Source organism: uncultured Arcobacter sp., from assembly GCF_937982575.1.
In the GTDB taxonomy this organism is placed as follows: domain Bacteria; phylum Campylobacterota; class Campylobacteria; order Campylobacterales; family Arcobacteraceae; genus Arcobacter.
In genome coordinates this window covers 199,884-221,767 of record NZ_CALJLR010000015.1, presented here as the reverse complement: position 1 = coordinate 221,767, position 21,884 = coordinate 199,884, and the positions used below count along the sequence as shown (strand labels likewise).

Genomic DNA, 21,884 nt, shown 5'->3' with positions numbered 1-21,884 from the left:
CTTTTTTAGAGCCAAAGAGTGGGATGATGCTATTAAAGTCTTAGGGGCTATGTTTAGTTTAGATAATATTGTTTTACCAGAGAAGTATTTTAAGTTTTTAGAGGCTTATAATGGGCTGTATTTTAACTATGGAATCGTATATGAAAATATAATGGGTAAAAATAAAACGACGGCATTTATTTTGGTATGTTTTATATTAGTTTTACTATTTAAGAACTCTATGGAAAAAAAAGAAACATTTTTTAATAAGCCGTATCTAAATTCATTGGTTTTTATTGTTTTTTCATTGTATATCATTTCAATTATGAGTAAATACTCAGAATTTTTATATTTTAATTTTTAGGGAGATATATGGATAAGTATAGAAAAATTACATATTTCTGGATAATTGCATTATTGATTCTACTGTTATTTCATATTACAACGTATTTTGTGTATACAAGTGTAGTTTATCCTAATCCTGATGACAATAAATATATAGGGGATTTAGGAAGAACAAGTTACATGGTAGATATTTTACATGAAAGACCAATAAATAAACAAACCTTCACTAAGTCATATATAGATTTTAAAGATTATAATGGTGGAAAGGTTGACTTAGTTACTATAGGGGACTCTTTCTCCCAAGGTATGGGCTTCGGTTTAAATCGTTTTTATCAAGATTATATAGTTAATGAGTATAATTTAAAAGTTTTGAATATTCAACAGTTATCAGGTACAGACAATTATATAGAAACAATTGTTCTATTAGCTAATTCAAACTATCTGAAAACTATAGGTGTTAAATATATCTTAATAGAATCTGTACAGCGTGAAGCATTAGAAAGATTGACAAAAAGAGTGAATTTTTTTAAAATAAGTAAAAATGAAAATTTCACTTCTTTAATAAACAATCAAAAAGAAATATATAATATAAACTCCTTATCTGAAAATAAGATAACTATGATTAATAATTTGAATTTCAATGCTTTAAAATATAATTTAAAGTATTTTTTTAGTGGGTATGGTTCTTTTGGAAGTTTTTACAGAGAAAAATTAAATCAAAAGTTTTTTACAGCTAAATCCTCTTCAGATATAATGTTTTATGCAGATGATATAAATAAGTTATCACTTGAGAATGTAGAGAATATTAAATTATTAAATTATAATTTAAATAGATTATCTGATATTTTAGAAAAACAAAATATAAAGCTTATTTTTATGCCAGCAGTAGATAAATATAATTTATATAGAAAATATATCATAAATCAAGAATATCCTAAAAGTTTATTTTTTGAAGATTTAAGAAGTTTATCAAAAAAATATTACTTTATTGATACAAAAGAAATATTGGAAAAAGAGTTGAAGAAAGGAGTAATCGACTTATTTTATAGTGATGATACTCATTGGTCATATAAAGCAAGTGAGATAATTATTCAAGATGATTTATTTAGAAGTATTGTACAAGATTAAATAGACAAACTTCCTAATCTTTGATTTTATATAAATAAAAGTTACTTTACTTTAATTAACTAAAGGTACTTTTGTGTTCTTTAGAAAGTTATGAATAACTATTTAGACCTTTGGAACATTGATACTGTTTATTTATTTTATTTGTTTGAATTTGGTCCATCATATCACGCTTAAAAGTTCCACTCTTTCTTTTATGAAAGAGATGAAACTGGTTAGCAATGTATTTTGCAGAAACTATTTTATACCCTAAACCTTTAAAACGCCATTCGAGGTCTGTATCGCTGGCATATGCTGAGTTTCCAAGTGCTTCATCAAATCCATTAATATCGTATATGGCTTGGCGATAACATGAAAAGTTACAGCCTAAAAGAGGTAACTCTTTTTTCCTTCGTTTTAAAAGAGAGTGAATCAATCCATGGGGCTTTATTCTTAATCCCTCTTCTGTATGCTTCTCCTCTTTTGCATCATTTGCAATATCAAAATATTTGCGAATAAAGTTTTTTTCAAGCCATAATGCAGTGATTTTTTTATGTCTTAACATGGTTGAGTATTTAGGTCCCAAGTTCACACGACGACCCGATACAATACTTTTTTCAGAAGAAACAGCAAGGTGTTTTTCTATAAAATCAATGTATAAAGTACAATCCCCATCTATAAATATCAAATACTCTCCTGAAGATGCTCTGATACCTTGGTTTTGAGAGTTTGATTTTCTTACTCCATTATCTTCTTGCGTGGTATGCTTTATATCCAAGTCTTTTACAGTAGCTACAAATGTTTTCATCTCTTCAGACTTTCCATCTTCAGCAATGATGACCTCAAAGTTTTTATAAGTTTGATGTCTGAGTGACTCAATGATGAGTTCTAGAGCCTCAACATCTTTATACACTGCTATTATAATACTGACTTTCATAGATTCTCCAATATATTTTTAAAAGCTTGAAACTGTGTCTGACTGTCAAAATATAAATTGGCTTTTTCTTTACCTTTTTGTGCCAACTGTTGTTGAAGTTGAGTGTCATTGACAACGAGGCTTAGCTTATTATATAAATCTTCACTGTCCATACTTTCAAAAAGCAAACCATTTTCATTGTCATCAATGATTTCAATGGGTCCCCCTTGGTTACTTCCTAAAACACAAATACCACACTTCATGGCTTCAATTAAAACCAATCCAAATGTTTCTTTTTGTGTAGCTAAAACCAAGCATGAAGCAATTTGCATTAAGTCACTTACATTATTAATAAATCCTGTAAAAACATCTTTTGGGTATTTTGTTTTTAGTTCAGTCAAATAGGCTTCATCCATCGCATGTCCAATTACTAAAGTCTTAGCCTTAAGTCCATTTTGACGTAACTTTTCAACTGCTTCTAGGACAATGTGTTGTCCTTTTGGTTTCTCAATTCGTCCTACAATAGCAACTGTAAATTCCTCTTTTAAGTTATATCTTTCTTTGAGCTCTTTTTTGTCTTCATCACTTAGTGGAGAAGGAGTACTAGCACCAATATAGCACGTTTTGATTTGGGGTCTCACTGAAGCTGGGATAAACTCATTGAGTTGGTCTTTGACTAAATGAGTCACAGCAATCATGGTATCTATATTTTTGTATAAAAATTTATGGTAAAAATCACTTTTAAAACGTGTCATATGCATGTGTCGCGTTTGTACAATTTTAGGTTTTCTTTTAGAAAGCAATTTTGCAAGTACGACGGTGGGGATATCTTTTGTCCAATGCAAGTGTACAATATCGATTTCATTTTCATCTATGATTTTTGCTAAAGGAAAGAAACTTCGACGTCCAATTTTCTTATATGTATAAGGGCTGTCTTTAAAAAAAGTTTCCAGTTTGGAAGTGCTATTAATAACCACAAGGGAGTTCAGATGTTGAGCCAGGTTTTTAACATGAAGTTCAAGTCCACCCAAATCAGGAGAAAGACAAATTTCTAAAATATTTTTATTCAATTGATAAGATACCTTTTGTTATAATGTTTGCATTTTAACGAAATATAAATTATTTTTAACTAAGAAGTGAAACCAATGCAATATAAACTAAACAGTGGGTTTGAAAAATTTGAACCTTTTATTAAAAACATACAATCGCATTTTAAACAAATAAATGGAAATATCCATAAAGCACGAAATGAACTTAAAATTTTAAATTGGAATGACACTTCGGTGGTTGTTAAGTCTTTTAAAGTCCCACATTTTATCAATAAGATTGTTTACACGTTTTTCAAAGATACAAAAGCCAAGAAATCGTATGACTACTCGATAAAAATTGGAGATTTTACTCCCACTCCTATTGCATACGTGACATTTTATAAAGGAGGTTTACTTAATGAAAGTTATTTTATCAGTGAAGAGTTTAAATATGACTTTACGATACGTGAACCACTTTTAGAAGAGAATTTTGAAGACAAAGAAGAGGTCTTTAAACAGTTTGCCCAATTCACCTATTCTTTGCATGAAAATGGCATCCTTCATCAAGATTATTCCCCTGGAAATATCTTAATTAAAAAAGAGGGAAGTATCTATACTTTTAAGATTGTGGACATCAATCGAATGCAGTTTATAAGCTTGAGTTTAGAGCAACGACTTAAAAACTTTTGTAAATTGTGGGCAAAAGATAAAGACCTTGAAATCATAGCAACAGCATATGCTAAATGTATCAAAGAAAAAGAGCAGATGTGTGTAGAATTGGCATTGCAATATTCGCAACACCATAAAAATAAAATCAATTTTAAAAAGCGTCTAAAAGGGATTGAAGTTGTTGATTAATCTTATGTATCATCATGTCAACAGTGACAGATGCAGTAATAACATAGAAGTTTTTGAAAAACATATGCAGTACATTGCTTCTCATTTTCAAACCACCTTTCCTACAAAAAAAGAACTCAAAGGAAAATACGCTTGCTTAGTTTTTGATGATGCGTATGCGGATTTTTATTATTTAACTTTTCCTATTTTAAAAAAGTACAACATTAAAGCTTTATTGGCTGTGCCCACGAAGTACATTTTGGATGTATGTAGCCAAACACCTGAGGTACGAATGTCCTTTGAACATAATGATGAGTTTAAAAACTATGAAAAAGGTACATTTTGTACTTTTAAAGAAATGAAAGAGATGATTGAGAGTGGTTTGGTGCAAATCGCGTCCCATTCACATACCCATACGAATCTTTTAGAAGAGGATGTAAATATAAAAGAGGAGTTAATACTTTCTCAACAAATTTTAGAAGAGAAACTCAGCATCAAAGTAGAGAGTTTTGTATTTCCTTTTGGAAAATACAATGATGCCATCGCAACAGAGACACTCAATTATTATACATATGCTTTTAGAATTGGCAATGCTATTCATAAAGATTTTTCAGGAATAAAAGGTATCAACTATCGTGTTGATGCTGATGGTTTAAGCACTGCTGATGAAATCTTTACATTCAAAAAGCAATTGGGTTATAAGTTCAAAGCTTTTATCAAATCATTTTAGGATAGTTATGAATATAAGTGCCGTAGTATTAGCAAAAAACAACGAAAATACCATACGAAGAACATTAAAGAGCCTAAAAGGTTTCAGTGATGTGGTTGTCTATGACAATGGTTCAACAGATACCACTATGAATATTGCACAAGAGTTTTCAAATGTTAACTTGATTCAAGGTGAGTTTAAAGGATTTGGATGGACTAAAAACCATGCAGCTTCATTTGCTAAAAATGATTGGATACTCATCATTGACAGTGATGAAGTCGTGGATAAAGAACTCTTTGAAACACTGCAAAACAAAATCTTGGATGAAAAGTGTGTCTATAAACTGAACTTTAAAGCCTTTTACAAAGAGATTCAAGTGAAGTATTGTGGTTGGAACAATCAAAAAATCAAACGCCTCTACAACAAAAAATGTACACAATACAACAGCAACGATGTGCATGAAGATATTATTACTGATGGGTTTAAGATTGAAGAGTTAAAAGGTAATGTCGAACATTACAGCTATCACTCAATTTCACAATTTGTGATTAAAGCCGACCACTACTCAACACTTTTTGCACAAAACAATGCAGGGAAGAAAAAATCTTCTCCTGCAAAAGCTTATTTCAATGGGTTTTATTCGTTTATACGTACCTATATATTTAAACGTGGATTTTTAGATGGCTATGTGGGATTGATCATCGCTTTTTCTCATATGGTTACAAACTTTTATAAATACATCAAACTGTATGAAGCCAACAAAGAGTTGAAAAAATGAATTTACTCATAACACGACATGACAAAATAGGGGACTTTATTGTGACCTTGCCTTTATTTAAAGCCATTAAAGAGCAATACCCTCAAACTAAACTCACGGCACTTGTAAGCAAAGTCAACTTTGAATTCGCACAACATATTGAGTTTATAGATGATGTGATTTTGTACGACAAGAATGATTTAAATACAACGTTACAAACGATAAAGTCTAAAAAGTTTGATGCCAGTATCAGTGCTTATATCGATACTAATTTAGGAAAACTGCTTTTTAAAAGTGGCATTAAAAAAAGAGTCGCACCCGCAACAAAGATTGCTCAATTTTTTTTTAACAAACGGGTGAAACAACGACGAAGTCGTGTAGAAAAAACAGAATGGCAATACAACCTTGATTTGGGGTTAAAACTTTTCCCTGATTTGCAAGCAACTTTTTCTAAACCACTTTTAAATATCACTTCATCTAAAGAGAAAAAAGTGGTCTTTCACCCAGGATTTGGAGGAAGTAGTGATGGAAACTTAGCACTAGATGACTACATCACCTTAGCAAGAACCCTTCAAAACAATGAATATCGTGCAGTGTTTACTTTTGGACCTGATGATGGAGATTCTAAAGAGTACATTCAAGCACATTTAGATTTTGATGCAGAGATTTTAGACTCTAAGATGTCGTTGTATGAATTTACCCAATTTTTAAGTTCATGTTTTCTGTTTGTCAGTACTTCAACGGGGCCCATGCATTTAGCAGGGGCAGTCAATACAAAAACGCTTTCATTTTTTGGAGACACACTTTTTGCAAGTGATAAACGCTGGGCAACAATCAGTGAAAAAGAGAACCAAAACAACTTTTTAGTTCCAGCTGATTATTCCAACGCATTGTATTTGGAAATCGAACAAAGATTAAAAGAGTTGACTTCATGAATCAAGCGCCTTTTTTTTGGGATGAATACTCAGACCAGCCGCATGTTATTAAAGATAAAGCGTATAAAAAAGCCATGCGTAAAAGATATGTGTTGGACTATGTCAAACTTCTTCTGAGTTCTTTGATTGTTTTGCCTTTTGCCATATTAGTGATGAAGTTTTTTTCAAAAAAGCAAAACATTGACAACTCATTTTTTGGAATGGGTGTGAATTTAGATAAAGGCAATGACCAACAAGAACTCATAGAAGAGTTGGGCATTAAACACTTAATCATTCGACTTCCTTTGTGGGAGATGGATAAAATCGATGAGTATGTTACATTTGCCCAAAGTTTTAATGTCCAAAATAAAAAACATATTTTGCTGAATATCATGCAAGACAGAGTACATATTGAAGATGGCAAACTGCTCAAAGAAGATTTAAATATCATTTTGACTAAGTTTGATGGAATCGTTGATGAGTATCAAATTGGTACCACGATTAATCGTGCCAAATGGGGCTTTTTTAGTGTGAAAGAGTATTTGGATTTTTACCTTATTGCGCAAAAATTAAAAAAAGAGCACTTCCCTCACGTTCAACTCATAGGTCCCAGTATGATTGACTTTGAATACTACTACACTATAAGAGCACTGTTTAATACTTTTAATGTAGAGTTTGATAAAGTAAATGCGCTGTTATATGTAGACAGACGAGGTGGTCCTTCAAATACTCAGTATGGTTTTTTTGATACACACAACAAAATTGATTTGTTGTATACTTTGGTGAAACTCTCTTCAAAATGCAAAAGCGATGATGTCTATATCACAGAAGTAAACTGGCCTCTTTCAAACACGGCACCGTATGCACCTACGAGTGAAAAAGAGTGCGTAAGTTGTGATACCTATACAAAATATATGAAAGAGTATCATGAGATTGCCATAAATACAGGGAAAGTTCGTCGTGTCTATTGGCATCAACTGATTGCTCCAGGGTATGGTTTGGTGGATAATAGAGAGGGTAAACTCATCAAATTGCCACAATTTTATGCTTACAAAGAGATGGTACAACACTATGGTTAAAAAAATATTTATAGAAATTCCTACATGGTTAGGCGATGCAATTATGACTACCCCTGCAATTGAAAATATCATCAAAACCTATCCCAATGCAGAGATTACAATGTTGGGTTCGTATGTCTCAACACAAGCTTTGGGAAACTTTAAAAACGTCAAACGTATTCTTGTTGATAATAGTAAAAAAGCTAAGAACCGTTATGTGGGTTTATTTAAAATTGCTAATGAAATAGGCTCAGTAGACTTAGCCATCTCTTTTAGACGAAGTTTTTCTTCTAAGTTAATGATGTTTTTTATTAAGGCTCAAAAAAAATTCAACTATAAAAGACTTGTGAAAGAAGAAAAACATCAAGTTCTTCGTTACAATGACTTTATCAATCATGCGTTAAATTTAAACAACCTCCCTGGTGATTTAAAACTCTATTTTGAACCTTTTTCATACTCAAAACCGACTTTAGGAATAAACCCTGGGGCAACTTATGGTAGTGCAAAAAGATGGTACCCAAAAGAGTTTGCAAAAGTTGCTGTTGAGCTAGCATTTAAGTATGATATTGTAATTTTTGGTGGTCCTGGGGAAGTTGACATTGCTAGTGATATTGAAAAATCTTTAAAAGAAAATGGTATAAAAAACTACCAAAATATAGCTGGAAAGACTAGCATTCCTGAGCTTATTGAAAAAGTTGCAGGGTTAGATATTTTTATTACAAATGATTCTGGACCTATGCATATAGCAGCTGCTTTTAAAGTTCCTACTTATGCAATTTTTGGTCCTACAAGATACAAAGAGACAAATCAATGGAATAATCCCAATGAGCACATTATCACTAAAAACTTAGAGTGTGCACCTTGTATGAAAAGAGTATGTCCTTTAGGGCATCATGATTGTATGAAGCTTATAACTTCAGATGATGTGTTAAAGGTAATAAATGAATAAAAACTTATCAATTTATTTCAAATCAAAAAACATACTTATAGATGAACTTCTAAAAAAAGAAAATATAAAACTCCATAAAAAACAAAATATTTTGGATAAATTAACTTTCAAGAGTAAAACTTATCCTGATATCTATTTTCATAGTGGAGTATTAGATGAAGAGTCAATTGAGTTAGTTGAAAACTCTAAGAAAACTATTGCTAATTCATATACTATGAAACAAGAGATGATAAAAGCTTGCAATATTACAAATGATAAGATTGAGGTTATTTATCCCACAATAACTTCAACATATCTAAAACCAAAAGAGTCAAAAGAAATATTGTCACAAGAGTTAAATCTTAATAAAAAAGATAAAATCATACTTTTTCATGCAAAGAATTTAATGAAAAATGGAGTAATAGAGTTTTTAAATATAATAGCAACATTGAGTGCAAATAACTTTAAAGCAATAATTGCAGGTGATAGTAAACAAATCTATACTCTAAAATTTAAATTCACTAAATATAATTTAGATGATAAAGTGATGCTTTTAGAAGATTATAAAAATATGGATTTGTTATATAGTGCTGCTGATATTTATATACTACCTACATATATAAAAGCTTTCTCTTCAAATGTTATAAAAGCTATGTTTTATAAAACAGCAGTTTTTGTAAGTGCAAATAGTGCCTCAAGAGAAGTTATTGATATATTTTCAACAATGGATTCACCAAGTGATAGGTCAATGCAGTTTAAAGTAGAAGCAATCTTATCAAATAAAGATGAACTAAAAAATATAAAAAAAACAAACAAAGAAACAGCGGATGAATTTTTATTTGATATCCAGTTTAAAAGATTAGAAGAAATACTTTCTGATATTTAAATTAAACTTAAGATAAAAAAGATATAATTCGCAGATATTTTGAAAACAGAAGGAAAAATAATGTCAAGAAGATGTGCAATATCTGGAAAAGGACCTATGGCTGGAAACAACGTAAGTCATGCAAAAAACAGAACAAAAAGAAGATTTTTACCTAACTTAAGAACTGTAAGAGTTACTTTAGATGATGGTACTACACAAAAAATTAAAATATCAGCAAAAGAGTTAAGAACTCTTAAGAAAAACTCATAATAGAGGCACTAAAATAAAGTGCTTCTATGAGCATCTTTCGTAATTTAAAAAAATCCCTTGGCTGGGAAATAAGAACTACAAAGCCAGAATACGATCTTAACCCCTTAATATATCAACAGTTAAAACCATTTAGAGTACCTTTAGTACTAGTACAATTATTAATGATGATTGGTACAGTTGGATATGTGCTTATAGATGATTTTCCAATATTAGATGCTATTTATCAAACAGGTATCACTTTTACTACAGTTGGTTTTGGAGAGATTGCTCCAATTTCTGATGCGGGTAGGTTTTTCACCGTCACACTTATTATTTTTGGGTTTGCTTTGTTTACTCTTTCAATTGCTGTACTAATTGATGCAATTGTAAAAGGTAACCTGATTGAACTATATAAGGAAAGAAATATGCTTTATAAAATTGCAAGACTTCGTAGACATTTTGTTATCTTTCATCACAATGAATATACAATTCAGCTCGCTAGACAATTTAGAGAGAATCATGTACCTTTTGTAGTAGTTGATCCAAGAGAAGACATAGAAGAGATAGCAAAAGAGTACAACTACCCATATTATGTATGTGAGGAATCTTTTACTGAAAGAGCCTTTTTAAAGTCTCACTTATCATCTGCAAAGGGTGTTATTACACTTGCAAGAAATATTTCTGATAATATTACACTTATTGCATCTGTTAGACTTTATGAGAAAGAGTTAGGAAGAAACAAACCATTTTTGATTATCTCAAATGCAGAAACACAGCATGATAAAGAGAGATTAAAAAAACTTGGGGCGGATAAAGTTGTAGCTCCTCCATCACTTATGGCAAAAAGAGTTTCGGCTATGGCAGTTCGACCTGATATGGAAAATGTACTTGAAGAGTTTTTATATAAACCTGATACTCCTATTGATATGGAAGAGGTATTGGTACGTGAAAGTTCATGGTTAGTAACAAGACAGCTAAAAGATATTCATTTAAGAGATAGATATAAGGTTTCTGTGATAGGTATTACAGAAAAAAGAGGAAGATTTATTCAAATGCCAAAAGGTTCAACTATTATTGAAGGTGATTGTAAATTACTTTTAGTAGGTAATCAAAAAGGTATCGCAAAAGCAAAAATTTTAATAAATCAAAAAGTTGTACCAGAGGAGTGTTGTAGCTAATGTTTTCGATTTTTCCAATAAAAGGTTTTATAGACCAAATTGATGGTTTCTATTGTGATGGTATCTCTGCTGGTTTAAAAGCAAATAATAAAAAAGATATAGGTTTCATTTATAGTGATACTTTGTGTGATGTGGGAGCAGTTTTTACAAATAACAAATTTCAAGCAGCACCATTAAAACACTATCAAAAATATTCGGCTAATTTTAAAACAAATTTTGTCTTGATAAACTCAAAAAATGCAAATGCGTTAACAGGTCAAAAAGGTATTGAAGATATTGATACTATTTTTTCTTCACTAAATTTTGATATTAAAAATCCAATTATGAGCTCAACTGGAGTTATTGGAAATAGACTTCCAATACAAAAAATAGTTGCTGGAGCTAAGAAGTTTGATTTAACAAGTAAAAATGGTGAGAGTTTAAGTCAAGCTATTATGACAACAGATGCCTATGCAAAAACTTGTATGTATGAAGTTAAACTTGAAGATGGAACTAGTTTTAAAATAGGTTCAGTAGCAAAAGGTGCAGGAATGATAAATCCAAACCTTGCAACAATGTTATGTTTTATTTGTACTGACGCAAAAGTTTCACAAGAGGCTATTCAAGAAGCTTTAAATGAAGCTAGTGAAACAACTTTCAATGCAATCTCAGTTGATGGAGATACTTCTACAAACGATACTGTATTAGTATTGGCAAATGGTAAATCAAATGCTTATGATAAAGAAGCATTTAAAGAGGCTTTAAAACTAGTAATGCATGACATGGCTATGTTAATGGTTGCTGATGGTGAAGGTGCTAAAAAGAGTGTTGCCTTTGAAGTTATTAATGCTGCATCAAAAGAAGATGCAATGAAAGCTGCAAAAGCTTTATCAAACTCACTGTTAGTAAAAACAGCACTATTTGGAGAAGACCCTAACTTTGGACGAATAGCTTCAACAATAGGAGCTAGTAGAATAGCGTGTGATGAAAACACTTTAGTTATCTCTTATAATGATGTAGTTGTATTTAACAAAGGTGAAATTGTATTTGATGCAAAATGTGAAGAAGATGCTGGAAAAGTATTACAAAATAGAGAGTTTAAAATTATTTGTGATATAGGGCTTGGTAGTGAAAACTTTACTGCATATGGATGTGATTTAGGTTATAAATATGTAGAAATTAATGCAGACTATAGAACATAACTGTTATAATAAAAAGAATTTAAAAACAAGGAAAACATATGTTTCATGAACACAGAGAAATAATAACTCAATTAAAGAGCCGTGATAACCACTTTCACAATCTTTTTGATAAACATAATGCTTTAGATGAAGAGATTGCACAATTAGAGAAAGCTCATGCTGATCAATTTGAAATTGAAACTAAGAAAAAAGAAAAGCTTAGACTAAAAGATGAGATCTATGACGTTGTTATAAAGTATAAAAAAGATAATAATTTATAAAAATTAGATTAAATTTGTACAAGGGGGAGAGTTTTATACTTTCCCCCTTTTTTATTCACTAACACTAAGTAAAATTTGGATAAAATATCTAAATTTTATAACAAGGCAATATCAATGGAAAACCTTTTTGAAAATCAAGATATTATAGATATAAATATCGAAGATTCCGTAAAGTCTTCATACTTAGACTACTCGATGAGTGTAATTATTGGTCGAGCTTTACCAGATGCTAAAGATGGATTGAAGCCAGTACACAGAAGAATACTATTTGCAATGCACGATTTAAATATGAGTGCAAGAGCACCATATAAAAAATCTGCAAGGATAGTTGGGGATGTTATTGGTAAGTATCACCCCCATGGAGATACTTCAGTTTATGATGCACTTGTAAGAATGGCACAAAGCTTCTCTATGAGAGAACCACTTATTGATGGACAAGGAAACTTCGGTTCAGTAGATGGTGATAGTGCAGCAGCTATGAGATATACAGAGTCAAGATTTACAAAAATCTCTGAAGATATTTTAAAAGATATTGATAAAGATACTGTTAACTTTACAATGAACTATGATGATACTATAAAAGAGCCATCAGTTTTACCTACAAGAGTTCCTACATTACTTATGAATGGTTCTGAAGGTATTGCAGTTGGTATGGCGACAAAGATTCCTCCTCATAATCTAAATGAGTTACTTGATGCAACAATGCATATTCTTGATAATCCAGAAGCTACAGCTGATGAGTTAATGGAGTTTATTCAAGGTCCAGATTTCCCAACAGGTGGAACTATCTTTGGAAGAAGAGGTATTATTGATGCATATAATACTGGACGTGGAAGAGTTAGAATTAGAGCTAAACACCATATTGAAACTAGAGGAAAAAAAGAGATTATTGTACTTGATGAATTGCCTTATCAAGTAAATAAAGCAAGACTTATTGAGCTTATTGCAAACCTTACAAAAGATAAGCAAATAGAAGGTATTTCAGAAGTTAGAGATGAATCAGATAGAGATGGTATTAGAGTTGTAATTGAACTTAAAAAAGATGCCATGAGTGAAATAGTTATGAATAATCTATACAAATCAACTCCTATGGAGACTACATTTGGAATTATTCTTTTAGCTGTACATAATAAAGAGCCAAAGGTATTTACATTGCCTGAGCTATTAAATGTATTTATTTCACATAGAAAAACAGTAATTATTAGAAGAACTATATTTGACTTAGAAAAAGCAAAAGCAAGAGCTCATATCTTAGAGGGTCTTAAAATTGCCCTTGATAATATAGATGAAGTAGTTAAAATCATCAGAGCAAGTTCAAATGATGCTGATGCAAAAGAGAAATTAGAAGTGAGATTTGGATTAAGTGCAATCCAGTCACAAGCTATTTTAGATATGAGATTAGGAAGATTAACAGGTCTTCAAAGAGATAAATTAGAGGCAGAATATCAAGAACTTATGGCTATTATTGCAGAACTTGAAGCTATCCTAAAATCAGAAGAAAGATTAGTTGAAATAATCAAAGAAGAGTTAAATGAAATTAGAGAAAAATACTCATCTAAAAGATTAACTGATATTGAAGATTCTTATGATGAGATTGATATTGAAGACTTAATTCCAAATGAGCCAATGGTAGTTACTATTACTCATAATGGATATGTAAAAAGAGTACCAATAAAATCTTATGAAAAACAAAGAAGAGGTGGTAAAGGTAAAGTTGCAGTTACTACTCACGATGATGACTTTATTGAAAGATTCTTTGTAACTAATACCCATGATACCTTGATGTTTGTTACAAACATGGGGCAACTATACTGGTTGAAAGTTTATAGAATCCCAGAAGGAAGCAGAACAGCTAAAGGTAAAGCAGTTGTTAACTTAATCAACCTAAGACCTGATGAAAAAATTATGGAAATCATTCCAACAAGTGATTTTGATGAGTCAAAATCATTGGCATTCTTTACAAGAAATGGTGTTGTTAAAAGAACATCATTAAAAGAATTCTCAAACATCAGAAGTAATGGTGTAAGAGCAATTGTTCTTGATGATGCAGATGAAATTGTAACAGCAAAAATCACAACTGTTGAATCTCAATACCTGATGGTTTTCACAAGCTTAGGTCAATGTATTAGATTTGATATTGAGAAAACAAGAGAACAAGGTAGAAGTACAAGAGGTGTAAGAGGTATCAAGTTTAAACATGATAGTGACTTCGTAGTTGATGCAAATGTTGTTGATAATGTTGAACAAGAGTTGTTAACAGTATCTCAAAAAGGTATTGGTAAACGAACAACAGTAGAAGAGTATAGAGAGACAAACAGAGCTGGAAGTGGTGTTATTTCTATGAAATTAAGCGCTAAAACTGGTAGTGTTGTAGGTGCTGTATTAGTTGATGAAGCACAAGACTTGATGATTTTAACTTCTATTGGTAAAATGATTAGAGTAGATATGCAAACAATCAGAAAAGCTGGAAGAAATACTTCTGGTGTAATTATTGTAAATGTTGATGCAAAAGATAAAGTTGTTTCAATAGCAAAATGTCCAAAAGAAGATGATGATGAGTTGGATATTGAAAGTGCTGATACTATGGATGGTATTAATTTAGATGAATTTAATTTAAAAGATAAACCAGAAGAAAGTACAGTTGATAAAGATAATACTTTAGGAGAGGATTAGAAATGAGAAGATTTAATGTAGCAGTAGTTGGTGCTACTGGTGCAGTTGGTGAAGAACTGTTTAGAGTTATGGAAGCATATGACTTCCCTGTTAATAAAATTGTTCCCTTAGCAAGTGCAAGAAGTTTAGGTAGTACTATTGAGTATAAAAATAAAGAGATAAATGTTTTAGAGCTAACTGAAACTTGTTTCGAAGAAAATGAAGTAGATATTGCTTTTTTTAGTGCAGGTGGATCTATATCTGAAAAGTTTGCTAAATATGCTGTTGAAGCAGGTGCTGTAGTTATTGATAATACAAGTCACTTTAGAATGGACCCAACTATACCTTTAGTTGTACCAGAAGTAAATCCAGAAGATATAGCTTTGTGGAAACAATCAGGAATTATTGCAAATCCAAATTGTTCTACTATTCAAATGGTACTATCATTAAAACCACTTGATGAACTTTATGGAATCAAAAGAGTTGATGTATCTACATATCAAGCTGTTTCAGGAGCTGGTAAAAAAGGTATGGAAGAGCTTGTAAAACAAATGCAAGGTATGTTAGCTTTTAAATTAGATGAAGTAAATGTAGAAGCTTTTGCACATCAAATTGTAAATAATGTTATTCCTCAAATAGATGTAGCCCAAGATAATGGCTTCACTAAAGAAGAGATGAAAATGGTAAAAGAGACTCAAAAAATCATGCACAAAGATATGCAAATAGCTGCTACTTGTGTGAGAGTTCCAGTTCTTAGAAGCCATAGTGAATCTATCACTGTAACGTTTGCAGATGATGTTGATGTTGATGTTAATGAAGTAAGAACTGCATTAGAAAAATTTGAAAATGTAGAAGTAATAGATGACCTTGAAAACAACGCATACCCTATGCCAATTATTTCAACTGATACTGATATTACATATGTAGGAAGAATTAGAAAAGATATCTATTCTGCAAATATGGTTCACTACTTTAATGTTGCTGACCAAGTAAGAGTAGGGGCTGCAACTAACTCTGTTAGAATAGCACTTAAATGGATTGAGTTGGAGAACGACATTTAATGATTGAAAAGCTTTTTGAAGCTGCCATGTGGAAGACAAGATTTCTTGTTCTTTCGGCAGTTATTTTTGGGCTCATTGGAGCTTTAGTTCTTTTTGTTGTAGCTAGTATGGATATTTTTGGTGTAGCTGTATATGCTTTTGATACAATTGTTGCAAGTGCACATCCAGAACATTTCCACGAAGATATTGTAAGTGGTATTATTGGAGCTGTTGATTTATATTTGATAGCAGTTGTTATGTTAATATTCTCATTTGGTGTATATGAACTCTTTATTTCTCCAATTGACCACTCACAAGTTGCAAAAGATGACTCAAAAATTTTATCAATAACAACACTAGACCAACTAAAAGATAAAATAGCAAAAGTTATAGTTATGGTTTTAGTTGTAAACTTTTTTCAAAGAGTTTTACATACAAAATATGATGGTGCACTAGAGATGCTATATTTTGCACTTGCGGTTACTGCACTATCAGTTGGACTTTTCTTTTTGGGAAAAGTTGGAAAGAAATAGAATACAAAAGGAAAATTATAATGTCAAAAATATTTGTAGATGCATGTTTTAGAAAACCAACACCTTACACTCCTGTATGGATGATGAGACAAGCTGGAAGATACTTACCAGAGTACATGAAAGTAAGAGCTCAAGCTGGAAACTTTTTAAACCTATGCCATAATCCAGAATTAGCAGCAGAAGTTACTATCCAACCACTTGATATAGTTGGAGTTGATGCAGCTATTTTATTTAGTGACATTTTAGTTATCCCAAATGAAATGGGTATGCACTTAGAGTTTATCAAAGGTGAAGGTCCAATTTTCAGAGATCCTGTTAAAACAGAAGCAGATATTGATGCTTTACTTGGTGGAAAAGAAGCCGCTGATAAATTAACTTACGTATACGATACTATCAAGTTATTAAAACAAAAGTTACCAGAAGATAAAGCACTTATAGGTTTTACAGGTGCTCCTTGGACACTAGCAACTTATATGATAGAAGGGCAAGGGACAAAGACATACAATATTTGTAAAAAAATGATGTACTCAAATCCAGAACTTCTACATAAAATTTTAAGAAAAGTAACTGATATAGTAAAACTATATATGGAAAACCAAATCAAAGCAGGGGCAGATGTTGTTCAGATATTTGATTCATGGGCAGCAGCAATAGAACCAGCTAAATACGATGAGTTTTCATGGAAATATATGGTAGAAATTGCTGAGTATTTAAAAGAAAAATATCCACATATCCCGGTAATCATGTTCCCTAAAGGAATCCCTGCATTTTTAGACAAAGTTTATGGAAATTTTGATGTATTTGGTGTGGATTGGGGAACTCCAATGGCACTTGCAAAAGAAAAACTTGGAGATAAATATGTTCTTCAAGGTAATATGGAACCTTGTAGATTATACTCAAAAGAAGCTACAACAAAATGTGTTGAAGGAATTCAAGACATCATGCAAGGTGAAGGGCATATCTTTAACTTAGGTCATGGTATCTTACCTGATGTTCCAGTTGAAAATGCAATTCACTTTGTAAAAGAGTGCCAAAGAGTTAGTAAAAAATAGTGTCAAACATAATCTTTGGACCTATTCCTTCAAGGAGATTTGGTATCTCTTTGGGAGTAGATTTATCTCCTGATACAAAACAGTGTAATTTTGACTGCTTATACTGTGAATTAAAGCCTGCAAAAACTGTTGATAAGATGAACTCTTACCCAAGTGTAGATGAAGTCTTAGAGGCTATTGAAAACTCTTTTAAGAAGTATCCTAAAATAGATATGATAACAATCACTGCAAATGGCGAGCCAACTCTATACCCAAACTTAGATGAACTAATCACAAGAATAGATAAAATCAAAAAAGAGGCAAAGACTTTAATACTATCAAATGGAAGTACAATATATGACAAAAAGATTTTTGATGCCTTATTGAAATTTGACACGGTGAAGTTATCACTTGATTGTGTAAGCCAAAAGTGTTTTAAGAAACTAGATAGAATACATGAAAATATTGATATAGAAAAAATAATTGAAGCTATGATAGAGTTTAAAGCAAAAACTACAAAAAGTTTTGTTTTAGAGATACTTTTTGTAAAAGACTTAAACGATAAAGAAAGTGAAATAGAACTACTTTATGAAGCTGTTAAAAAGATAAATCCACATAGAGTAGATATTGGTACAATTGATAGACCACCAGCTTATGAAGTTAAACCAGTGAGTTTTGAAACTTTAGAAAGTATTGCAAAAATATTTGAAAATATAAATGTAAATATTGCATTTAAAAATAGACGAAAACAACTAAACTCTTATAGTAATGAAGAGATATTATCTTTGCTAGAAAGAAGACCTTTGACCTTAGAAGATATCGATAATATGTTTGATGAAAATAGTAAAAAAGAGCTAGAAAAACTAGTGAAATCATCGAAAATATCTCTAGTTGATAGTGCAGGTTTAAATTTTTATAAAATTTGCTAATTTTTGGGAAATTTCCTTGACAAAAAAAACAAATTTTACTATACTTCCACTCCATTTAAAGAGAAGAAAGATTCCGGCATAGCTCAGTGGTAGAGTAGATGACTGTTAATCATTTGGTCCCTGGTTCGAATCCAGGTGCCGGAGCCATCAAACTTCTTTTTAAATACCTTTTATACAAGTTCCGGCATAGCTCAGTGGTAGAGTAGATGACTGTTAATCATTTGGTCCCTGGTTCGAATCCAGGTGCCGGAGCCACTTCATTTTGCATTCAGCAAAAAAATCAATTTATTAAACAATCTTTTAAAATATTTCAGCGTTAAATCAATTTTTTGATTTACTCATTACCGTGAAGGTAAATCCTAAACCAAAAAATTAATTTGCCTCGAACTCTTTCAAAATCTTATTCACTAAATTGATTTAATTAAAATATTCTTTCATTTTATTATGTTTTTCTATCATATCTTTTGATTTGGCTAGTTCAGCTAAAATATAATTTATAATTCTTAGAGAAGATGATTTATCATTGTTTGCGATATGAGTATTTTTCAGAATTTTAGATAAATGAATTAATTCAGAAGCTGTATTTTTTATATTTAATAAATCAAAAACTAATCTTTCAGATGTATATTTATGTAATTCAATATTTAACAAGTAGTCAATATTTTTAATTATTATATTTTCATTTGTTTCATTGTCATAGAAATATTTAATTAAATCTATTTCTTTTAAATCAACATCTTGGCTTTTATTTATTTCTTGTGATAATTCTTTAAAGTATGTTTCTTGGTCATCTATCATCTCATTAAATAGCTTTAATCCTGCAATTAAAATAACTTTATTTTTTTTCTTTTCATTTTCTTTTTTTTCAAGTTCAATTTGTTGAGTATTTAAAATAGTTCTAATTACAGCAAATGAAGCTATAAGTGAAGAAAGTAAAATAGCTGTTGAGGGTAGTATCTTATACAAATTTTCTTTTTCACAATTTAAATATAATGATACAGACCAAAGGAATAAACATAAAAAAGAAATAATTCCTAAGGTAATAAGTGCTCTAAATATTAAAATTAATAATTTGTTTTTCATATGTAATTACCTTTTAATTAGTTATGACTATTATAAGCAATTAGAACTTTACAATTTCTTCTTTTCTATTTTCTTTATTGGATAAAAAATCTGGTACCAGTTTATTAGTTAACCAATTGATAGTTTATACTTTTATCTTCAGTTAAATGATAAGTATCAAAGTTTTGCCAACATAACTAAAATAAATGGAACATGATGTTTTGGAGCATCAACGATATCGAATATTTTGCATGTTACACCTGCAAACTTTAAAATATCATCTTTTGTATATTCATGTTCGTAGGCATTATCAAATAACTCTAAAGTTTTTTGTGATACTAGCTCTAAATCATCACAATTAACAATATCCTCATCAAGTGATTTTACAAATTTACATGCATGTGGAAATGTTTCTAATAGCTCTTTTAACTCTTGTTCTTCAATACCTTCTAAAAGTTGTGAGTACTTATGAAAAAAATCACTTATCTCTTGAAACTTACAAACCATATGATTCCTTTGTGTTTATTTTTTAATATACAAAAAGTGTACCATGTCCTTTTTCAATAAGGATAGACTCCAAATGAGAACTTTTCTGAAACTAATCTTGAAGTTTTGAGAACACAACTTGCATAGTAATCTTTATGAATACTTATTCCTTATATTGTCACAATTGTAAAAAAAAATATAATGTTCGCAAGGAAGATTTAGAACTGATGCAAGAGCATTATAAAAGCTTTGATGGAAAAGAGTATACAAAAGGTTGTTTTTTTAAAGATTTGTCATATATTAAAAAATCAAAAGCTTCAAAGTAGACTTAATAAAAAGAGTCATTAAAACCTTTATATAATCACATACCTACAATTATAATAATCATCTTTTAGTATGATTTTTGAAGATTTGTCTAGTGCATCCTCATAGTGTATTATATATCTAAATTTCACATCATGCTCTTTTAGATTATTTGTCTTAACATAGTTGATTGCACTTTTATGAAATACTCTTATATCTTCTGCTTTGATTGATTTTGCTTTTGAGTTGTTATTGCATTTTATTAGAAATGTTTGCTCATCTTTTGTGCAAATCATGTCTATGCTATCTTCTTTAGGCTCTTTGGTTTGGTTATAGATTACTTTAAATCCTAGTTTTTCATATTTTTCGACTGTACGTAACTCTAGGCTTTGACCTTTTTTTTCATGCTCTTCATTTATGTTTATTCTATGTTTTTTGGATTTGTTATTCATAAATTTTTTTAATAATACAATAAAAATTACAATTGGGATTATATGCCATACTTTTGATAATGAAGCAAGTATCATTTCACTAGACATTATATTTTCTCATTTTATTCCTTATGGGCCTATTTTTGGAGATAGTATATCTAATTAATATAAATAGTATTGAGAAAAAAAAGAGAAAATATATTAGTAAGTTTTATTTCTTTTTTTAATTATACTTGGCAAGGCATTTATAAATATAGCAAATATAACTAATGTACCACCTATTATTGTCATTTTTGGTGGTATTTCGCTAAGAAAAAGCCATAGCCAGATTGGTGCCATTGTTGTTTCAATAGTAGTGAAAAGACTTACTTCTGCTGATGTTATATATTTTGTTGAGATAAAAATAAAATACATGGCTAATGGAATCTGAATAAAGCCCATAATACTTAGCCAAAACAGTGATTCTAAAGAGATATCTAAAAGCTTATCACTAAAAATATACATTATGCCTGCAACAAGAAAACCACTAAGAGAGATGACAAGCATAGTAGGAAAATGTCCATATTTTCTAAGCAGAGTAAGCTCAATACCCATAGTTATAGCTAAAGCTAAACCTAGTATATCTCCTATCCAATTTCCAGAAAAAGAAAAAGAGTTTCCAAAAACAATAAATACACCCAAAAAAGATATAACTATTGCAATAACAGTTTGTTTTTGAATTCTCTCTTTTAGTAAAAAATAGCTAAATATAGCTGCAAAGAAAGAAGAGGTTGCCAAAAGTACAACAGTATTTGCAGCAGCTGTGTATTTTACAGAAAAGACAAAAAGACAAGTTCCCAGTGCGGATAATATGACCACTAAAGAAAAATTCATAAACTCTAGTTTATTGGCAGGAATCCAAGTTTTGCTACTACTTCGTCTCCAAAGAATCAACATACTTATTCCCATAAAAAGACCTCTATAAAAGGAAATAACAGATGCATCAAGATTTGCAAGTCTTACTAAAAGAGCATCAAAGCTTATGATAAATACTCCCAATGCAGCAAGAATCATCCCTTGAACTTTTATATCTTTCAAAAATCAAATCTCCTCAAATTAAATATAATTTA

At 30.5% G+C, this 21,884-nt stretch carries 23 protein-coding genes, 2 tRNA genes and 1 pseudogene; 20 read left to right on the top strand and 6 right to left on the bottom strand.

Going from position 1 to position 21,884, the window contains the following annotated elements; genetic code table 11:
• Together Q0617_RS11065 and Q0617_RS11060 are read left to right on the top strand one after the other, a co-directional pair.
• Window positions 1-343, top strand: a pseudogene (locus Q0617_RS11065) (MBOAT family protein); the annotation flags it as partial.
• Between the two features lie 8 nt (window positions 344-351).
• A complete protein-coding gene (locus Q0617_RS11060) occupies window positions 352-1,452 on the top strand; it encodes a hypothetical protein (protein ID WP_298753347.1) in 1,101 nt (366 codons plus the stop codon).
• Between the two features lie 88 nt (window positions 1,453-1,540).
• On the opposite strand, the gene Q0617_RS11055 is transcribed toward Q0617_RS11060, so the two are convergent.
• A complete protein-coding gene (locus tag Q0617_RS11055) occupies window positions 1,541-2,365 on the bottom strand; it encodes a glycosyltransferase (RefSeq protein WP_298753346.1) in 825 nt (274 codons plus the stop codon).
• A complete protein-coding gene (locus Q0617_RS11050; protein WP_366517904.1) occupies window positions 2,362-3,375 on the bottom strand; it encodes a glycosyltransferase family 4 protein in 1,014 nt (337 codons plus the stop codon). Before Q0617_RS11050 ends, Q0617_RS11055 begins: the two co-directional genes overlap by 4 nt.
• Before the next feature lie 114 nt (window positions 3,376-3,489).
• On the opposite strand from Q0617_RS11050, the gene Q0617_RS11045 reads away from it, so the two are divergent.
• From Q0617_RS11045 to Q0617_RS10960, 18 genes are all read left to right on the top strand, one after another.
• A complete protein-coding gene (locus tag Q0617_RS11045) occupies window positions 3,490-4,230 on the top strand; it encodes a hypothetical protein (RefSeq protein WP_298753343.1) in 741 nt (246 codons plus the stop codon).
• On the top strand, window positions 4,223-4,939 hold the full coding sequence (locus Q0617_RS11040; RefSeq protein ID WP_298753342.1) for a polysaccharide deacetylase family protein: 717 nt from the start codon (window positions 4,223-4,225) through the stop codon (window positions 4,937-4,939). The genes Q0617_RS11045 and Q0617_RS11040 overlap by 8 nt, the downstream gene beginning before the upstream one ends.
• A 7-nt stretch (window positions 4,940-4,946) precedes the next feature.
• Complete coding sequence (locus Q0617_RS11035) at window positions 4,947-5,696, top strand: glycosyltransferase family 2 protein (RefSeq protein ID WP_298753341.1); 750 nt, start codon at window positions 4,947-4,949, stop codon at window positions 5,694-5,696.
• Between the two features lie 335 nt (window positions 5,697-6,031).
• On the top strand, window positions 6,032-6,610 hold the full coding sequence (locus Q0617_RS11030) for a glycosyltransferase family 9 protein (RefSeq protein ID WP_298753340.1): 579 nt from the start codon (window positions 6,032-6,034) through the stop codon (window positions 6,608-6,610).
• Entirely contained in the window at window positions 6,607-7,668 is a 1,062-nt protein-coding gene (locus tag Q0617_RS11025; protein WP_298753339.1) for a hypothetical protein, read from the top strand. The genes Q0617_RS11030 and Q0617_RS11025 overlap by 4 nt, the downstream gene beginning before the upstream one ends.
• On the top strand, window positions 7,661-8,596 hold the full coding sequence (locus tag Q0617_RS11020) for a glycosyltransferase family 9 protein (RefSeq protein ID WP_298753338.1): 936 nt from the start codon (window positions 7,661-7,663) through the stop codon (window positions 8,594-8,596). Before Q0617_RS11025 ends, Q0617_RS11020 begins: the two co-directional genes overlap by 8 nt.
• Window positions 8,589-9,461, top strand: coding sequence for a glycosyltransferase (locus Q0617_RS11015; protein ID WP_298753337.1), 873 nt, complete (start codon window positions 8,589-8,591; stop codon window positions 9,459-9,461). The genes Q0617_RS11020 and Q0617_RS11015 overlap by 8 nt, the downstream gene beginning before the upstream one ends.
• Window positions 9,462-9,521: 60 nt before the next feature.
• Window positions 9,522-9,710: a 50S ribosomal protein L28 gene (gene rpmB / locus Q0617_RS11010; RefSeq protein ID WP_298753335.1), complete on the top strand. Its 189-nt coding sequence runs from the start codon at window positions 9,522-9,524 to the stop codon at window positions 9,708-9,710.
• A gap of 26 nt (window positions 9,711-9,736) precedes the next feature.
• Window positions 9,737-10,867 (top strand): potassium channel protein, encoded by a 1,131-nt coding sequence (locus Q0617_RS11005; RefSeq protein WP_298753334.1) that lies wholly within the window; start codon window positions 9,737-9,739, stop codon window positions 10,865-10,867.
• A complete protein-coding gene (gene argJ / locus Q0617_RS11000) occupies window positions 10,867-12,048 on the top strand; it encodes a bifunctional glutamate N-acetyltransferase/amino-acid acetyltransferase ArgJ (RefSeq protein ID WP_298753333.1) in 1,182 nt (393 codons plus the stop codon). The genes Q0617_RS11005 and argJ overlap by 1 nt, the downstream gene beginning before the upstream one ends.
• Window positions 12,049-12,086: 38 nt before the next feature.
• Window positions 12,087-12,308: a DUF465 domain-containing protein gene (locus Q0617_RS10995; RefSeq protein ID WP_298753332.1), complete on the top strand. Its 222-nt coding sequence runs from the start codon at window positions 12,087-12,089 to the stop codon at window positions 12,306-12,308.
• A 114-nt stretch (window positions 12,309-12,422) separates the two neighbouring features.
• Window positions 12,423-14,981 (top strand): DNA gyrase subunit A, encoded by a 2,559-nt coding sequence (gene gyrA, locus Q0617_RS10990; protein ID WP_298753331.1) that lies wholly within the window; start codon window positions 12,423-12,425, stop codon window positions 14,979-14,981.
• Between the two features lie 2 nt (window positions 14,982-14,983).
• Window positions 14,984-16,021, top strand: a complete 1,038-nt coding sequence (locus Q0617_RS10985; RefSeq protein WP_298753330.1) for an aspartate-semialdehyde dehydrogenase — start codon at window positions 14,984-14,986, stop codon at window positions 16,019-16,021.
• Window positions 16,021-16,533, top strand: coding sequence for a YqhA family protein (locus tag Q0617_RS10980; protein WP_298753329.1), 513 nt, complete (start codon window positions 16,021-16,023; stop codon window positions 16,531-16,533). The genes Q0617_RS10985 and Q0617_RS10980 overlap by 1 nt, the downstream gene beginning before the upstream one ends.
• Before the next feature lie 20 nt (window positions 16,534-16,553).
• Window positions 16,554-17,585, top strand: a complete 1,032-nt coding sequence (hemE, locus tag Q0617_RS10975; RefSeq protein WP_298753328.1) for a uroporphyrinogen decarboxylase — start codon at window positions 16,554-16,556, stop codon at window positions 17,583-17,585.
• Window positions 17,585-18,493, top strand: coding sequence for a radical SAM protein (locus Q0617_RS10970; protein ID WP_298753326.1), 909 nt, complete (start codon window positions 17,585-17,587; stop codon window positions 18,491-18,493). The genes hemE and Q0617_RS10970 overlap by 1 nt, the downstream gene beginning before the upstream one ends.
• Window positions 18,494-18,565: 72 nt before the next feature.
• Window positions 18,566-18,640: transfer RNA gene (locus tag Q0617_RS10965), tRNA-Asn, on the top strand.
• Window positions 18,641-18,673: 33 nt separating this feature from the next.
• Window positions 18,674-18,748 (top strand) — tRNA-Asn (locus tag Q0617_RS10960).
• A 162-nt stretch (window positions 18,749-18,910) separates the two neighbouring features.
• On the opposite strand, the gene Q0617_RS10955 is transcribed toward Q0617_RS10960, so the two are convergent.
• The 4 genes from Q0617_RS10955 to Q0617_RS10940 form a co-directional block, all read right to left on the bottom strand.
• A complete protein-coding gene (locus Q0617_RS10955; protein WP_298753325.1) occupies window positions 18,911-19,576 on the bottom strand; it encodes a hypothetical protein in 666 nt (221 codons plus the stop codon).
• A gap of 156 nt (window positions 19,577-19,732) precedes the next feature.
• Window positions 19,733-20,062: a hypothetical protein gene (locus Q0617_RS10950; RefSeq protein ID WP_298753324.1), complete on the bottom strand. Its 330-nt coding sequence runs from the start codon at window positions 20,060-20,062 to the stop codon at window positions 19,733-19,735.
• Window positions 20,063-20,394: 332 nt separating this feature from the next.
• Complete coding sequence (locus Q0617_RS10945) at window positions 20,395-20,883, bottom strand: hypothetical protein (protein WP_298753323.1); 489 nt, start codon at window positions 20,881-20,883, stop codon at window positions 20,395-20,397.
• A 93-nt stretch (window positions 20,884-20,976) separates the two neighbouring features.
• Complete coding sequence (locus tag Q0617_RS10940; protein ID WP_298753322.1) at window positions 20,977-21,852, bottom strand: DMT family transporter; 876 nt, start codon at window positions 21,850-21,852, stop codon at window positions 20,977-20,979.
• Window positions 21,853-21,884: the final 32 nt, after the last annotated feature.

Coding starts and splice junctions, on each gene's coding strand:
- Q0617_RS11060 (WP_298753347.1), top strand. CDS start 352: ATGGATAAGTATAGAAAAATTACATATTTCTGGATAATTGCATTATTG.
- Q0617_RS10955 (WP_298753325.1), bottom strand. CDS start 19,576: ATGAAAAACAAATTATTAATTTTAATATTTAGAGCACTTATTACCTTA.
- argJ (WP_298753333.1), top strand. CDS start 10,867: ATGTTTTCGATTTTTCCAATAAAAGGTTTTATAGACCAAATTGATGGT.
- Q0617_RS11025 (WP_298753339.1), top strand. CDS start 6,607: ATGAATCAAGCGCCTTTTTTTTGGGATGAATACTCAGACCAGCCGCAT.
- Q0617_RS11015 (WP_298753337.1), top strand. CDS start 8,589: ATGAATAAAAACTTATCAATTTATTTCAAATCAAAAAACATACTTATA.
- Q0617_RS11020 (WP_298753338.1), top strand. CDS start 7,661: ATGGTTAAAAAAATATTTATAGAAATTCCTACATGGTTAGGCGATGCA.
- hemE (WP_298753328.1), top strand. CDS start 16,554: ATGTCAAAAATATTTGTAGATGCATGTTTTAGAAAACCAACACCTTAC.
- Q0617_RS11035 (WP_298753341.1), top strand. CDS start 4,947: ATGAATATAAGTGCCGTAGTATTAGCAAAAAACAACGAAAATACCATA.
- Q0617_RS11055 (WP_298753346.1), bottom strand. CDS start 2,365: ATGAAAGTCAGTATTATAATAGCAGTGTATAAAGATGTTGAGGCTCTA.
- Q0617_RS10950 (WP_298753324.1), bottom strand. CDS start 20,062: ATGGTTTGTAAGTTTCAAGAGATAAGTGATTTTTTTCATAAGTACTCA.
- Q0617_RS11005 (WP_298753334.1), top strand. CDS start 9,737: ATGAGCATCTTTCGTAATTTAAAAAAATCCCTTGGCTGGGAAATAAGA.
- gyrA (WP_298753331.1), top strand. CDS start 12,423: ATGGAAAACCTTTTTGAAAATCAAGATATTATAGATATAAATATCGAA.
- Q0617_RS10980 (WP_298753329.1), top strand. CDS start 16,021: ATGATTGAAAAGCTTTTTGAAGCTGCCATGTGGAAGACAAGATTTCTT.
- Q0617_RS10945 (WP_298753323.1), bottom strand. CDS start 20,883: ATGTCTAGTGAAATGATACTTGCTTCATTATCAAAAGTATGGCATATA.
- Q0617_RS10995 (WP_298753332.1), top strand. CDS start 12,087: ATGTTTCATGAACACAGAGAAATAATAACTCAATTAAAGAGCCGTGAT.
- Q0617_RS10985 (WP_298753330.1), top strand. CDS start 14,984: ATGAGAAGATTTAATGTAGCAGTAGTTGGTGCTACTGGTGCAGTTGGT.
- rpmB (WP_298753335.1), top strand. CDS start 9,522: ATGTCAAGAAGATGTGCAATATCTGGAAAAGGACCTATGGCTGGAAAC.
- Q0617_RS11045 (WP_298753343.1), top strand. CDS start 3,490: ATGCAATATAAACTAAACAGTGGGTTTGAAAAATTTGAACCTTTTATT.